This window comes from Helicobacter sp. T3_23-1059 (assembly GCF_053654515.1).
The window spans coordinates 53,299-68,462 of the sequence record NZ_JBSIUV010000009.1; the positions used below are offsets into that span (position 1 = coordinate 53,299).

Below are 15,164 nucleotides of genomic sequence, written 5' to 3' on the forward strand. Positions count from 1 at the left end.
ATAATTTTTGGATTAAGATTCTATGATTTCAATCTCTTGGGAATCTAAATCGTAGAGTTGATAAACTAGCGAATCGATTTGGGATTCTAAATCTTTGATTTTCTTGTCATATTGAGGCTTTGAAAAAGCCGAAATATCTCTATTGTCATTTTGAGCGGAGCGAAAAATCTCTTTTGTTGTTTGAGATACTTCGCTACGCTCAGTATGACAAGGATTTTTAATCGTCAAAATCGTATCCACACAAGCGATTATTTTATCCGCCAAAGGTTTATTTTTTGTCGTTATTTTTGGGATAGGCAACTGCTTATAAAGATAGGTTTGAATCTCGGGGAAAATTTCCTCTTTTTTGGTTGTGAATCGCCTTAAATAGTAGAAATTTAGCAATTTTGAGTTTAAAAGCCCCAAAATAAATTTGGGATTGTATTTTTTATCTGTGATTTTTATGCCATAGATATTTTTGGTAAATGCGTAAGATTCGCTCCCCATACTCGCGCTCAATCGCTTATCCACACGCCGTAAATAAATCAAATCTTTTTGCTTAAAAAACTCGCTTAATCGCTTTATATCTTTTAGCTCCGAATCTACAAACGATTTGTTCCATTCAATGCTATACGCCTTTACTTCGCCACCAAGCAAGATTTTTATGCCCTTGCGAAATTTTTTTACAAAATCCTTGCCATATTCCGCGCCTCGCTTTGTTTGCATTATATCTTTAAGTGCGATTTTATTTTTGCAAATCTTATCAAAAAGCGCGATTGTGGGCTTATCGACATTGAAAACAATCTCACATTTCGCATTTAGCGCAAAAATTTCTTTGTCTATGTTATCAACAAAATAAAAAATCTCATCGGTTTCCTTGTAATGCGTTATGATGCTTTGATTTGGGGCGCAAACTTGAATCTCACTAATGACATTTTCCGTTTTGGCGCGTGTGAAAGGATTTGATTCGCTTAATGAAAGCAAATTTATATTTTGCAAAAAATATTTTCGCATAGATTCTAGACTCTCATTCACAAGCCAAAATCTAGGCGTGATAAAATGCACATAATAATTTGGTTTGGCGACTTTAAAGCCCATTTCAAAAAACATCGTGTATAAATCGCTATTCCACTGATATTTTGGATATTCGTCCTTTTTCTTTACCACATACGGCGGATTGCCGATAATCAAATCAAAGCCCATAAAATCCCCATTGCTATCCAAAACTTCAGGGAACTCAAGACGCCACTCAAATGCGTGTTTATACTCCGCACCACTTAGCACAGAATCTAGCCTATGACGCAATAGCTTGATATTTGCATAGCTTTGTGCGGCTTTTGCCTGCTCATCTTCGCTTAGGCTTGCCTCTGCAAAGAGATTGCCCATTCTGCCATTTAGCCCATCTAGCAAACTCTCATCATCAAGCAAAAAATTCCCAAAATCACGGATATGATTTTGTATCGCTTTTTCTAGGGCTTGCTTTGTCTTTGGGTCTTTTAGTGTTAGCTTAAATGTCTCTTTTAGCGCGTTGATTTTGGATTCTATGTCTTTTTTCTGTGGCTTTAGCTCGCTTTTATCGGAGTTTTTATACTCAAAGACGAGATTTTGATATTCGCATATTTTTTGAGCGATATTTGGGATATGTCGTAGGCTATCTTGCAGAGCGAAGCGACTTATGAGCGAGTTGCCACGCTTGATATTTATGTCAATATTTGGGAGGGTTTGGAGTTCGCGCGTGGCGAGATTTTCATAGTAGCTGTATTTGAGTAACTCTATCCAAAGGCGCAGTTTGCAGATTTCCACAGAGCTAGGATTTATATCCACGCCAAAGAGGCAATTTTCGATTAGCTCTTTTTTGGTGTGAAATAGGGCTTTTTGGATTATGTGGGATTCGATATTTTCGTGGGCGGGAATCGTGTAGTCGATGATTTTGCCATCAAAATCTTTGATGATGAGTTCGTCATTTTCTAAGCTCAAATCAATATCGCGCAATCGCTTGCCCTGCGTGTCTAGTAACAATCCCAACTCGTGCTTTATAGCGATAAGCTCATTTAGCGCGGAGACGAGGAAGTGTCCGCTCCCCACCGCAGGGTCGCAAATGTGAATGCTAAGAAAAGTGCGGTTATGCTTGGCTAGGATTGCGCTTGTGGAATCTACCCACCCCCTAGCCCCCTCCGCAAGGGAGGGGGAATCTTTGGAATTGCCACACGCAATGGAGGGGGAAGATTCGGCGTTTTTAAGCCCCTCCCCTTGCGGGAGGGGTTGGGGTGGGGTATCTTCAATGTTTGTATTTCTAGCAGTGCGGATTTCGCGGTGGATTTCGTATTCTATGTCGGCTATGGTTTCGCATTGCCATTTTGGATTTGCCTCGTTAAATTTTTGCACCACGATTTTGCGGATACTTTGCGCACACATATAGCTTGTGATAAAGCTAGGTGTGAAAAAACTGCCCTCTTTGTAGCCATTTAGCTTCTCAAAGACTAATCCCAAAACAGCAGAGTTTATGAGCTTGTCGTGGTTTATTTTAGCAAAATCCACAATGTCTTTTGGCGTGGTGGTGAAATTATACGCGTGGAGAAATGCAAAGAGATATTCTAAAAATGGCAATTCATTTATGCTTTTGTAAATCGCATTTTGCGCACTATCTCGGCGCAATATAGAATCAGGTGCGATTTTTAGGGGTTTTGATTCTAGCAGTGCGATTTCAAAGCCTTGTAATTCTAACGCGCTTTTTTCAAACAGGCTAGAATTGAGATAGGGGATATTTGAGAGATTTTGCGGGATAGATTCACGCTCGCGCACGGCTAGGACTTTGAAAAATAGCGTGGATAGCGCGCTAAAATCGCTCAAAACTTCAATGTGTAAAAAGGGCTTTTCAATGTGTTTGAAATTTAATAGCATTGATTCAAGCAAACGCAAAAACAAAATGCGGTTATTCCAAAGCATTAGCAGCGGGAAAATGTGGGAGTCAAAGGCTTCATCTATGTCGCTTGGGAGTTTGTCTGCAAATGTGTCTTTGACTAAATCTAATAGCGCGTTTGGCGTAGAATCGGGTTTGATAAGCACCTTGTTATTTGTCTCAATTTGCTGTAAGCCCAAAATGTAAAGCAACTCTTTGTAAAACTTCTCATTTAGCGTGTTTGCGTCAATGTAGCGGGGGATTTGCAAAAGTGAGTTTGGCGATAAAGCGCGTAAAATAGGGCTAGATTTTGTTTGGATTTGTGAGAATCTTGCTGTGATTTATAGATAGATTCGCGTGAATCTTGCCGTGATTTGGGATTTGATTCGCGCGAATCTATCGAATCTAATTTAGATTCGTGGTGAGATTCGTGTGAATCTGTCGAATCTATCGAATCTAAAAGCGATTTTATATTTATGTAGGCAAATTCTAGCGTGTCGCTCATTTCGCGCACGATAGATTCAATCTCTGTGTAAAATTTGCGCGTGCTTGTGTCGTTGCCTTGCTTAAAATCGCAGTTGCTATACGCGGTGTCTATGCGCTTTTGGATTGCTTTGTTAGGATTTGTGATAAAAAGCGCGTGATAGTCCTTTGCTTTGATGACATAAAATTCGTGTGCCGTGCATAAAATAATGTGCTTTATGTTGTTGTTTTTCTTTTGGTGAAATTCGCGCAAGTAGTATAAAATAGATTCGTAGAATGCTTTTGACTCAAGACTCCACGCGTTAGTATTTGTCAACTTAAGGGCAATGCCCGAAGTATCTCTATTTTGTTTTTGAGATATTTCGCTTCGCTCAATATGACAAGTAATTTGTGGCGTTTTCACAAACTCTGCTTTGTTTTGGGTAGATTTGACTTCAAAGAGCACCTTTGCAATGCCCTCATCATAAATGGCTAAATCCGCCTTGCCTAGAGTGTTGCACTCATAGTCAAAATGTTCACGCAAAAAATTAGCGATTAAGTTTTTTTGAAACTCCTCGCTAGAATCTTTTTGCACACTTGCTTTTGTGGCAGATTCTATCATAGAGCGCAAAGAATCCTCAAACCCCTCCAAACTCATCTCACTGCTTACATCAACCCCCACAAACTCACTTACACTTTTATACACAAAATCCATATTTTTCCTTGTCCATACTTGGCTTTGATTTTGCTTTGGTGCTAACATATTAAAACCACGCAAAACTAGCAAAAATTTTGAAATATTATAAGATATTTTTGCAAGATTTTAATGCCTTAGTTTGATTTATCGCTAAAGAGGGCTAACAAAGCAAAGTTTATGCAAAGCACACTTTATGGCACAAAGCACAAAAATTTTGCATTAAACGCGGATTAAAGATATTTTGACTATAATTTGGATTTTATAAATTTTGCCACGCATAAAAGCAAATCTACAAAATCAAATCCCAAACATAAGGCTACACGATGTTTAAAACCATATTTGGCACTATCATTAGCTCTCGAAATGACAAACTTGTAAAAAAATACCGCAAAAAAGTAGAATCCATAAACGCCCTAGAACCTAGCCTAAAATCCCTTAGCGATAGCGAATTGCAAGCGCGATTTAATGAGCTAAAAACACGCGTGCAAGAAAGCATAAAAACGCATTCAAAAACCGATAAACACGGCAATTTGGATTCTAAAAAGGCGTTGGCTTACGCGCTAGATTCTGTGCTTGAAGAATGCTTTGCTATCACGCGTGAAGCGAGTGTGCGCACGCTTGGTATGAGGCATTTTGATGTCCAGCTTATCGGTGGAATGGTGCTAAATGACGGGCGAATCGCAGAGATGAAAACAGGCGAGGGAAAAACCCTTGTCGCTACGCTTGCCGTGTGTCTAAACGCCCTAAGTGGCTCTAGCGTGCATATCATAACGGTAAATGACTACTTAGCAGCCCGAGATGCAAACGATATGGGTGCGCTATATGAGTTTTTGGGATTTAGCGTGGGAGTCATCACTAGCGCGGACAAAAGCGATGGGGAGCGACTAGAAACCTACTCAAAAGACATTGTCTATGGCACAAATAATGAGTTTGGATTTGACTACTTGCGTGATAATATGAAATACAACCTAGAATCTAAAGTCCAAAAACACCACGCCTATGCGATTATCGATGAGGTGGATTCTATCCTCATCGATGAAGCGCGCACACCACTTATCATATCAGGTCCAGCAAATCGCAAAATGGAAAACTACCAATCCGCCGATAATGTCGCAAAAAAGCTAAAAGCGGAGGTGGATTTTACTATCGATGAAAAAAACCGCGTGATTTTAATCACGGAGGAGGGAATCAAAAAAGCTGAAGAACATTTTGGCGTAGAAAATCTATATAGCATAGAAAATGCCGCGCTATCTCATCACCTAGATCAAGCATTAAAGGCAAATTATTTATTTTTCAAAGACAAAGATTATGTCGTGCAAGGTGGCGAAAATGGCGATGAAATAATAATCGTAGATGAATTTACAGGGCGATTAAGCGAGGGGAGGAGGTTTAGTGAAGGGCTACACCAAGCACTAGAAGCAAAAGAAGGCGTGCAGATAAAAGAAGAAAGTCAAACGCTAGCAGACATCACTTTTCAAAACTATTTTCGCCTCTATGACAAGCTAGCAGGTATGACAGGCACGGCACAAACAGAGGCTAGCGAATTTTTGCAAATCTATAATTTAGAAGTTATCTCAATCCCTACAAATGTGCCGATTTTGCGCAAAGATTTGAATGATTTGATTTATAAAAGCGAGAGGGAAAAATTTAACGCAGTGCTAGAAAAAATAAAAGAGCTTTACAAAAAAGGGCAACCCGTGCTTGTCGGCACTGCAAGTATCGAAAAAAGCGAACTTTTGCACGAACTACTAAAAAAACAAAAAATCCCCCACACCGTGCTAAATGCAAAACAGCACACCAAAGAAGCCGAAATCATCAAAGACGCAGGGCTAAAAGGCAGCGTAACAATCGCTACAAATATGGCAGGAAGAGGCGTAGATATAAAAATCAATGATGAAGTAAAAAAACTAGGCGGGCTATATATCATCGGCACGGAGCGACACGAATCACGCAGAATCGACAATCAACTACGCGGACGAAGCGGTAGGCAGGGCGACCCCGGGGTAAGCCAATTTTATTTAAGTTTAGAGGATTCTTTGCTAAGAATTTTTGGTAGCGACAAGCTAAAGGGGATTATGGAAAAGCTAGGGCTAAAAGATGGCGAACATATCGAATCAGGGCTTGTTACGCGCTCGGTGCAAAATGCGCAAAAAAAAGTAGAGAATCTACATTTTGAATCGCGCAAACACCTCTTAGAATACGATGATGTCGCAAATGAGCAACGAAAAAGCGTGTATAAATTTCGCAATGAATTGCTAGATAGTGAATTTGATATGAGTGAGCGCGTGGAGCAAAATCGCACACTTGCGCTAGAGAGGGCTTTTGAGCAAGTGAGGGCAAATAGTGAAGATGGCTCTATAATGCTAGATTCTCTTAGCAAAGTCTTGCAAGATGAGTTTGGGTTTGAGGGCGATATTTCCACGCTAGATTCTGCAAATGAGTTAGCATTATTTGATGAAGTGCTAAATGCAATCAAACAAGAATACGAAACCAAAATGGCAAAGCTCCCACCAAATCGCAAAAATGAGATCGAGCGAATCATATATCTCCAAGTGCTAGATAATGAGTGGCGCGAACATCTCTATACAATGGATACGCTAAAAACAGGCATAGGCTTGCGCGGATACAATCAAAAAGACCCCCTTGTCGAATACAAAAAAGAAAGCTACAATCTCTTTATAGAGCTAATAGAATCCATAAAATACCAAGCCATTAAAATGCTGCATATTATCGAGCTAGTAGAAACAAAAGATTCTAGCGAGCAAACCCAAGAAATCATCGAGGATTTGCAAACGCCTGAAAATGAGCTAGCTTACAATACTGATGAATCTAGCGCGCAAAATCGCTCAAACGGGGAGTCTAAGCCATTTGGACGCAAAGTCTCTAGAAATGAGCCTTGTCCGTGTGGCAGTGGCAAAAAATACAAACTCTGCCACGGAAAAAGCGGACCAAAAAAAGGAATGCTAGCAAAATAACGCCATAGCTTAAATTTATGCGCAAAATTTATGGCATTTCATCAAAAAAACCTAGCTCCAAAATCTAACTCAAAAAATCCAAAATAAAATTTAGGATAAAATCTAACTCAAAATCTAAAAGTAACAAAATGCAAGATACAAACTACGCAAACACTAAAAACATTCCAAACGCTCATTTAAGCAACTCAAGCAACATAAAATCCCTGCCCGCGTTTTTGCACCGCAAATTTTTGCGTTTTGATAAATCCCAGCCATTTATTTCTATCACGGCGATTTTGGCATTTTTAGGCATTGGCATAGGTGTGATGGTGCTAATTGTCGCAATGGCGATAATGAATGGAATGAGCAAGGAATTTGAAAAGCGACTTTTTGTGATGAGTTATCCGCTAACGCTTCATTCGCTAAATCGCTCTGGCGTGCCACGAGAGCTATTAAACGCGCTAGAATCACATTTTCCAAATCTATCATTTAGCCCATATATCTCTGCGCAAAGTGTCGCTAAAATCAACGGCGCAATGGAAGCTGGAATCGTATTTGGCATAGAGCCACAAAGAGAAGCAAAGATAAATCCCGTGTTTGCAGGTGCGTTTTTGCCTAGAGAATATCAAAATCCATTTGAAAACAAAAAGATTGATTTGCAAAATATCTCCCCTGCCTTAGAATCTTTTAGCCAAAATCGCTTTGGTATTATCATCGGCAATGAATTAGTGGATTCTCACTTGCTAGAGAGAGATGACAAAATCACGCTATATTTCACGCGACTAGAGCCCACAGGGCTAGTGCTAAGCCCTACGATGAAACGATTTAGCCTTTTTAGTGGGTTTAGCTCTGGGATAAGTGCCTATGATAGCGCGTATATGTATGCTAATCTGCAAGCTATCGCAGCGATAAAAAATCGCTCTACGGATATTTTTGATGGTATCCATATCCACTCTACTAAGCCTATGGAAGATATTGTATTTTTACGCAAATTTTTACACTCACAAATCGGGCTAGAAATAAGCAAAATCTATGGCGGAAAATATGGCATAGAGGGCTGGTGGCAAAAAAATACTAATCTTTTTGCTGCAATGGATTTAGAAAAAAATGTGCTTTTTATCGTGCTAATGCTAATAATCCTAATGGCAAGCCTAAATATCATAAGCTCGCTACTAATGGTAGTGATGAATCGCAGGAAAGAAATCGCCCTGCTTCTAAGTCTAGGGGCTAGCAAGCAAGAAATCAAAAAGACTTTTTTTTATTTAGGCATTAGCATTGGATTTTGTGGAATCGTTTTTGGCGTGATTCTTAGTGGTATCGCATTGTGGGTGCTAGATACTTTTCCTATCATTAGCCTGCCTTCTGATGTATATGGAGTTAGCAAACTCCCGCTTGATTTAAGTGTGTTTGATTTTATCGCCACTCTTGTTGGGGCTAGCATTATTGTGTGCCTTTCGTCTTTTTATCCTGCCAAAAAGGCTTCACAGATTGATGCTTTAACAGTGCTAAGAAATGAATAAATTTTGCATAATGCCTCGCACAAATCATAACTTCTAAGGAGGACAAATGCCAACACTGCAACTGCAACTACAAAAGCAAGATTTTAGCTATCCTATCCACATAGCCCCTTTGTGTGAAAATCTATACTCCACGCTAAAAAATCTAAAGCCAACAAAGATTTTGCTTATCACAAATGAAGTGATAAAAAATCTCTACTTGCATTATTTTGAAAATGCCTTGCATAGCGCAAATGGCGAGAAATGGGAATCTTGTGAGATTTTCACGCACTGCATAAAAGATGGCGAAGCGCATAAAAATATGGCAAGCGTAGAGGGGATTTTGGAGTGTGCTTTTTGCCACAAGCTAGATAGAAAATCGCTGATGATTTCGCTAGGTGGCGGGATAGTTAGCGACATAGTGGGCTTTGCAAGCGGAATCTATGAGCGCGGGATTGGCTTTATTAGCATTCCTACGACTTTGCTAGCCCAAGTCGATGCCTCTGTGGGCGGAAAATGTGGCATAAACAACGCTTATGGCAAAAATCTAGTGGGGCTTTTTCATCAGCCAAAAGCTGTCTTTGTCGATACGCATTTTTTGCGCTCTTTGCCCTTACGCGAAGTGCGAGCAGGTATAGCCGAAATGATAAAAATTGCCACTTGCTTTGATAAAAAAGCCTTTTTAGAGCTAGAATCATTTGACTTTGACATTTCAAAATCGCTAGATGAAAGCACTCTAAACGCGCTTGCGCCGCATATAAAAACAGCCATAGAGCTAAAATCTACTATCGTGCAACAAGATGAAAAAGAAGCAGGAATCCGCGCAGCCCTAAACTATGGACATACTTTTGGGCACGCTATCGAAAATCTCACCAACTACACGCAGTTTTTGCACGGCGAAGCGGTGGCTATGGGTATGCGCATCGCAAACGCCCTTGCTCTAAAAATCGGCAATTTATCGTGCGAGGAAGTCGAAAAAATCAATAAATTGCTAGATAAATTTGGGCTAGATTTTGAATATAAGATTGCAAATGTGGAGGAATTTTATGAAAAGCTATTTTTGGATAAAAAATCAAAAGGGGGCAAAATCACGCTTGTTTTGCCACGCGGAATCGGTGGCGTGGATATAAAAGATGATATAAATAAGGAATTGATTTTGGAAGTGTTGAGGGAATGTAGCTAGAAATTTTTGGTAAAGTGGCTTTTTTATGCGAAAAAATATCTTGCAAAAAGATTTTTGTCATTGTGTGTAAGTCATAAATTTTGCATAGCAACCTATCGTTATAAAATGCCAAAAACACATTTTGACAAAATCTAATCAATAGACCGCCACGCGTGGCATAAGCAACACTTGCAATGACAATTTTACCACCCCTTAATCTCCCTCGTGCTAAGGGAGGGGAGATTAAGGGGCTTATAAATCCGCAATGTATGGAAAAAGCAAAATCCTCCGCAAAGGAGAAGGGGAATAAGAGGCGTTGCACCTAACGCAAGTGATATTGGGCTTTAATGTCCAACACTGCCTACATTTGCCATACTGAGGGCAACGCCCGAAGTATCTCAAAATAAAAATAAAGATATTTTGCGCTTACGCACTCAATATGACAAAAATCGGTAGTATAGGAAAATGTTGCTGTCATTGCGAGATTTTGCTACTTTGCCAAAAGTTGCAAAAAATCTAACACACGGCAAGCCACACTCACGCCGTCATTGCGAGCGTGGCTATGCCACGCGTGACAATCCATAAATAAATTAACATTGTCATACTGAGGGTTTTTAGCGCGAAGTATCTCAAAACATAACTGATTTAGAAAATCTATAAATACAAACAGAGATATTTTGCTAATGCTAAATATGACAAAATTCTTTTATAGATTGCCACGCTCGCTTTGCTCGCTCGCAATGACGATAAAATGTTGGATTCCCACGCAGATTTTTTATCAATTTTTGTCAAATGACAAAAACATATTAAACAATCTTAAGCGGATTATTAAAAAGCAATTTTTATGATAATAGGCAAGTGGCTATATCGTTTCAAGCGAGTCATAAAGCCAGCGAAAAAATCCATCTCTATCTAATTTGCGCAACTCTGATTCTAATCTAAATTGCATTTCTATGTCTCTTTGTGCTAGTGCATATATTTGCTCGATTTCGTATGATAAATCGCCTATTTTTACGATTCTCTCTAAATTCTCTTTTGTCAATTCTTTTTGGGCTACAAGCCCCGCATTTTCAAGCAAATTCATCACATTTAGCATACTTTCTTTATCGATGATTATGTCTATGCTATCAAAATCTATGGGCGAATATTCGCTATATTTTAACATTACAAACTCATTTAATTCTTGCAAAGCATTTTTGTTTTCATAGATATAATCACAATATTTTCCAAACCAATCTTGCATATTATCTCCTTATCAAAGTGTAATAAGTGCTTTATCAAACCGCTACTTTGTAAAACTATTTAGCAAGCACAAAAGGCGTATCTTGATATACGCAAAAATTTAGCCAATTACTAAACATCACGCTAGAATCCGCCCGCCACGAAAAATCGATTTTGCCGTGCTTGTCAAAATAATTTTGTGGCTTTTTGATAGGAAGTTTTTTTTCTTTGTCTCGCTCATATTCGGTATTTAGCGTGTCTTTGTCGTATTCTGGGTGTCCTAGCACAAATATATCTTTGCTATCTTTAAGCGCGGTTATGCCACTTTTTTTGCCCTCTAGCAAGATTTTTAGCTTTGAACATTTACACTGGGCGTAAATATGGGCTGGATTCATAGTAGAATGCCTTGAGTGAGGCATTTTCACGCTATCTCCAAGCCCTGTTAGCAAGACATCATTATGCTTTATCTCGTGGCTAAAAACTCCAAATAGCTTTTTTTCTAATGCTAATTTTTGAATCCCATAAAAATGATAAAGCCCTGCCATAGCCCCCCAACAAAGATAAAGCGTAGAAGTGCAATGCGCCCTCAAATACTGCATAATCTCTACTAACTCCCTCCAATACTCCACCTCTTCAAATTCTAAATGCTCAATAGGTGCGCCTGTAAGAATCGCTCCATCAAAACTCTTATCCTTGATAGAATCAAAATGCACATAAAATTTATCTAAGTGGCTTTTGGGGGTATTTTTGCCTACATAGCTTTTGGTGGTAAGAAGCGTGATATTGATTTGCAAAGGGGAGTTTGCAAGCAGGGATAAAAGCTGATTTTCGGTTTGGATTTTGGTAGGCATAAGGTTTATGATGAGGATTTCTAGTGCGCGAATATCTTGATGTCTAGCTCGCGCAGTATCCATAATAAACGCTCGCTTTTGTAATTCGCTAAACGCTGGAATGTCCTTTGGGATAATAATTGGCATCGTTTGCTCCGTCTGTGTTTAAGATTCGCCTTTGGGTAATCATTGCATAGATTTGATATTTTACCACAAGGCACGCACGGCAAGTGTGCTAACCTTGTGCGAAAATATCAAAAACTCTAACAAGCAATACCACAAATATTAGAATCTATTTTTGCTTACTATTGATGTGTTTTATTATTTGTTCGCGCTTTTTAAGGCTTCAAATTCTGCCCTACTGCTCCAAAGTAAAACTCTCTAAATTTATGCCTTTTCGTGCGTTTTCTATCGCTTCTTTTGTCTCATTATTTGGAATCTAACTTCTACCCTGCAAGCTAAAAAGGTATCGCATTTTCGCGTATCAAGGCTTTTGCAAAGACATTAAACGCGGAGCTAAGATTTAGCCCTATATCATTTATGATTCGCTCAAATTGTGCCTTGTCATCTTTATCCATTCTAAAAGTTACATTTATAGTTTGTGGCTGAATGGATTTTGTTGTTTGTATCGTTTGCATTGCAATATCCTTATTTGCTTTAATTTGAAAGACAAATAAGGCATTATGCCATAAATTAACTTAACTAATGGCGGTTGATAATGCAAAATAGCGACTGATAATGTAAAATCTAAATAGATTTTACAGCTCAATAGCCCGCTTCAAATCCGCGATTAAATCATCAGCATTTTCTAGCCCTACGCTTATGCGGACATCTGCGGGGTTGATTCCTGCGGATTTTAGCTCATCGTGAGATAGCTGGGAGTGCGTGGTGGAGGCTGGGTGAATGATTAACGATTTACTATCGCCGATATTTGCCGTAATCGAAAAAAGAGTGAGATTATCACAAATCTTTAGCGCGTCCTCATAGCTTTGTGCCTCAAAGCTAAAAAGCCCGCTAGAGAGAGAATCTGCAAAGTATTTTTTCACCCTTGAATGATATGGGCTAGATTCTAGGGCTGGGCAATCTACTTTTTTGATTTTGGGGTGGGATTCTAGGAATCTTGCGACTTTTAGGGCATTCTCACTATGTTTTTTGATTCTAAGTGGGAGCGTTTCTAAGCCCTGCAAATGTATCCACGCGACTTGTGGAGCGAGCGTAGAGCCGATATTTCTTAGCCATTCTGTGATGATGCGAATGCTAAAAAATGGCAGAGGCAGGCTTGAATAAATAAGCCCGTGATAGCTCTCATCTGGCGTGTTAAACGCTGGGTAGCGCGGATTATCTTTTAGCAAAGGGCTTAGGCTTTGCCCCTCGATAATCGCCCCTCCAAGCCCGCTTCCTGCGCCGTTAATGTATTTTGTAAGGCTATAAACAATAATATCTATGCCATATTCAAATCCACGAAACAAAAACGGCGTCCCCACGGTATTATCACAAATCGTAGCGATTTTGTGGCTTCTAGCGATAGATACGATTCCCTCCACATCAGGGATAGAAATCTGCGGATTTGATAGCGACTCAAAAAATATCGCCTTTGTCCTAGAATCTATAAGTGGCTCTAAAGTGCTTAAATCATCGACATCAAAGCACCTAGCCTCTATGCCAAATCGTTTTAGCGTATGCACTAGCAAAGTCTGCGTGCCACCATAGATTTTGTTTGCGTAGATGATATTATCGCCATTTTGGGCGAGATTTGCAAAGGCATAAAAAAGCGCGGCACTTCCGCTAGAAGCCACCGTGCCAAAGCTCCCGCCCTCTATGTCAGCAAGCCTTCTAGCTAAAATATCACAAGTAGGGCTTGTAAGGCGAGAGTAGATATTGCCTAGCTCTTGAAGTCCAAAGCGTGCGGCAGCTTGAGATAGACTCTCAAAACTATATGCCGCGCTTTGATAAATCGGCACGCTTAGCGTGCGCTCTTTGTCGTAATTGTAGCCCGCGTGCAGGGCAAGCGTCTCGGGTGCGTAGTTGCTATGAGGTAGATTTGGCATTGTATGCTCCTTTTGGTATTGGATTTACGAGTTTTTTGCGCATTTTTACGCTGATTTTGAGCTTTTTTATGCACTTTTTTTGCGATATAGATTCTGCGTGGGAAATTTTACAGAATCTTTTTTTACAAAATCTTTTTTGCAAGTATTGATTTTGCAAAAAATTTAGTTATGCGTTTGAAAATATAGCATTAAAAATTAACAAACACAATATGTGTTTATAAAAAAATAACAAAATTTTCACGCAATATACAAAATCTAGCAGAATCTAAATATTCATAAGATTCCAAAAAAAGCCTCCAACAACAAGATTTCAAACATTTAACAATGCGATAAAATAACCAAAATATCTAAAAACGCAATATCTAAAACACAATCGTTTTATTCCCGCTCACAAACACCCTGTCATTTAGCACCAAATCAAGCGCGTGGGCGAACACGGACTTTTCCACATCTCTCCCCGCTTTTTGCATATCGCGCCAGCTATACGCGTGGTTTATGTGGATAATGTCTTGGGCGATGATTGGTCCTTCATCGAGTTTGTCGGTTACAAAATGCGCGGTCGCACCGATGATTTTCACGCCTCTTTGGTGGGCTTGTTTGTAGGGATTTGCCCCGATAAATGCGGGCAAAAAGCTATGATGAATGTTGATGATTTTACCCGCATAACGCGCCACAAAATCAGGGGATAAAATCCGCATATATTTCGCTAAAGCAAGCAAATCAGGGGAGAATCTATCGATAATCTCGCGCAACTTCGCCTCGTGTGCTTGGCGTGAAATCCCCTCGCTATCCACCCAAAAAAACGGAATGCGAAACCGCTCTACCAAATCGCGCAAATCCGCTCGATTGGCTATCACAGCCTTTATTTTGGCGTTTAGCTCGCCACTCTCCTCGCGCAATAATAAGTCGCCTAAGCAGTGATTTTCTTTGGTGGCTAAAATCACTAGCGATTTTTTGCTTGCCTTTTTTAGCGCGATTTGCGCACTGCTTGGCAAAATGGATTTTAGTTTGTCTTGTATGTCTGTTATAAATTTGCAATCTAGCACGGATTCTGAATCTTCCCCCTCCCGTGCGGAGGGGGTTATGGGGAGGGTAGAGTCATTGCGAGAATCGCTTAAGCGTTCGTGGCAATCTCTTTTAGAATTTAAACCCCCGCTAAAATCCAAACTATCATTACAAACCTCCACCACAAAGCAAGTCCGCAGGAAAAACAGATTATGCTCGCTATCGACATACTCATCTTGTCGCTGTATATTTGCCCCCGCTTCATAGAGCACACGCGAGATTTTATACACCAGCCCCGCGCTATCGTGCGTGGATATGAGCAATGTATAACGCATTTTCACCCCTTTAAATTCTAGAATTTAAACCCTGCAAACGCGCTTTTATTTAAGAGTGCTAGATTTAATAATTTTA

Annotated in this window: 11 protein-coding genes; 4 read left to right on the plus strand and 7 right to left on the minus strand. The window is 39.7% G+C overall.

Going from position 1 to position 15,164, the window contains the following annotated elements; genetic code table 11:
- Nucleotides 1-12: 12 nt before the first annotated feature.
- Both ACWIX0_RS04250 and ACWIX0_RS04255 read right to left on the minus strand, forming a co-directional pair.
- Entirely contained in the window at nucleotides 13-3,147 is a 3,135-nt protein-coding gene (locus tag ACWIX0_RS04250) for a type IIG restriction enzyme/methyltransferase (protein WP_454172230.1), read from the minus strand.
- Nucleotides 3,111-4,055 carry a DUF7149 domain-containing protein gene (locus ACWIX0_RS04255; protein ID WP_454172231.1) on the minus strand — a complete coding sequence of 315 codons (945 nt, stop codon included), beginning with the start codon at nucleotides 4,053-4,055 and terminating at the stop codon, nucleotides 3,111-3,113. The genes ACWIX0_RS04250 and ACWIX0_RS04255 overlap by 37 nt, the downstream gene beginning before the upstream one ends.
- Before the next feature lie 305 nt (nucleotides 4,056-4,360).
- Between ACWIX0_RS04255 and secA the strand changes: the two genes are divergently transcribed.
- The 4 genes from secA (at nucleotide 4,361) to ACWIX0_RS04275 (ending at nucleotide 9,975) form a co-directional block, all read left to right on the plus strand.
- Nucleotides 4,361-7,012, plus strand: coding sequence for a preprotein translocase subunit SecA (secA, locus tag ACWIX0_RS04260; protein WP_454172232.1), 2,652 nt, complete (start codon nucleotides 4,361-4,363; stop codon nucleotides 7,010-7,012).
- A gap of 128 nt (nucleotides 7,013-7,140) precedes the next feature.
- Nucleotides 7,141-8,511, plus strand: a complete 1,371-nt coding sequence (locus ACWIX0_RS04265; RefSeq protein ID WP_454172234.1) for an ABC transporter permease — start codon at nucleotides 7,141-7,143, stop codon at nucleotides 8,509-8,511.
- A gap of 55 nt (nucleotides 8,512-8,566) precedes the next feature.
- The gene (gene aroB, locus ACWIX0_RS04270) at nucleotides 8,567-9,670 is read left to right on the plus strand and encodes a 3-dehydroquinate synthase (RefSeq protein WP_454172244.1); all 1,104 of its coding nucleotides are present in this window, start codon (nucleotides 8,567-8,569) and stop codon (nucleotides 9,668-9,670) included.
- A 173-nt stretch (nucleotides 9,671-9,843) separates the two neighbouring features.
- A complete protein-coding gene (locus tag ACWIX0_RS04275; protein ID WP_454172235.1) occupies nucleotides 9,844-9,975 on the plus strand; it encodes a hypothetical protein in 132 nt (43 codons plus the stop codon).
- A gap of 536 nt (nucleotides 9,976-10,511) precedes the next feature.
- Here the strand turns inward: ACWIX0_RS04275 and ACWIX0_RS04280 are convergent.
- From ACWIX0_RS04280 to purU, 5 genes are all read right to left on the minus strand, one after another.
- Complete coding sequence (locus ACWIX0_RS04280) at nucleotides 10,512-10,892, minus strand: hypothetical protein (protein ID WP_454172236.1); 381 nt, start codon at nucleotides 10,890-10,892, stop codon at nucleotides 10,512-10,514.
- 55 nt (nucleotides 10,893-10,947) lie between these two features.
- On the minus strand, nucleotides 10,948-11,847 hold the full coding sequence (locus tag ACWIX0_RS04285; protein ID WP_454172237.1) for a homoserine O-acetyltransferase/O-succinyltransferase family protein: 900 nt from the start codon (nucleotides 11,845-11,847) through the stop codon (nucleotides 10,948-10,950).
- Nucleotides 11,848-12,158: 311 nt separating this feature from the next.
- A complete protein-coding gene (locus tag ACWIX0_RS04290; RefSeq protein WP_454172239.1) occupies nucleotides 12,159-12,338 on the minus strand; it encodes a type II toxin-antitoxin system RelB/DinJ family antitoxin in 180 nt (59 codons plus the stop codon).
- Between the two features lie 120 nt (nucleotides 12,339-12,458).
- Nucleotides 12,459-13,748 carry an O-acetylhomoserine aminocarboxypropyltransferase/cysteine synthase family protein gene (locus ACWIX0_RS04295; RefSeq protein ID WP_454172241.1) on the minus strand — a complete coding sequence of 430 codons (1,290 nt, stop codon included), beginning with the start codon at nucleotides 13,746-13,748 and terminating at the stop codon, nucleotides 12,459-12,461.
- A gap of 362 nt (nucleotides 13,749-14,110) precedes the next feature.
- Nucleotides 14,111-15,088 carry a formyltetrahydrofolate deformylase gene (gene purU / locus ACWIX0_RS04300; RefSeq protein WP_454172242.1) on the minus strand — a complete coding sequence of 326 codons (978 nt, stop codon included), beginning with the start codon at nucleotides 15,086-15,088 and terminating at the stop codon, nucleotides 14,111-14,113.
- Nucleotides 15,089-15,164: the final 76 nt, after the last annotated feature.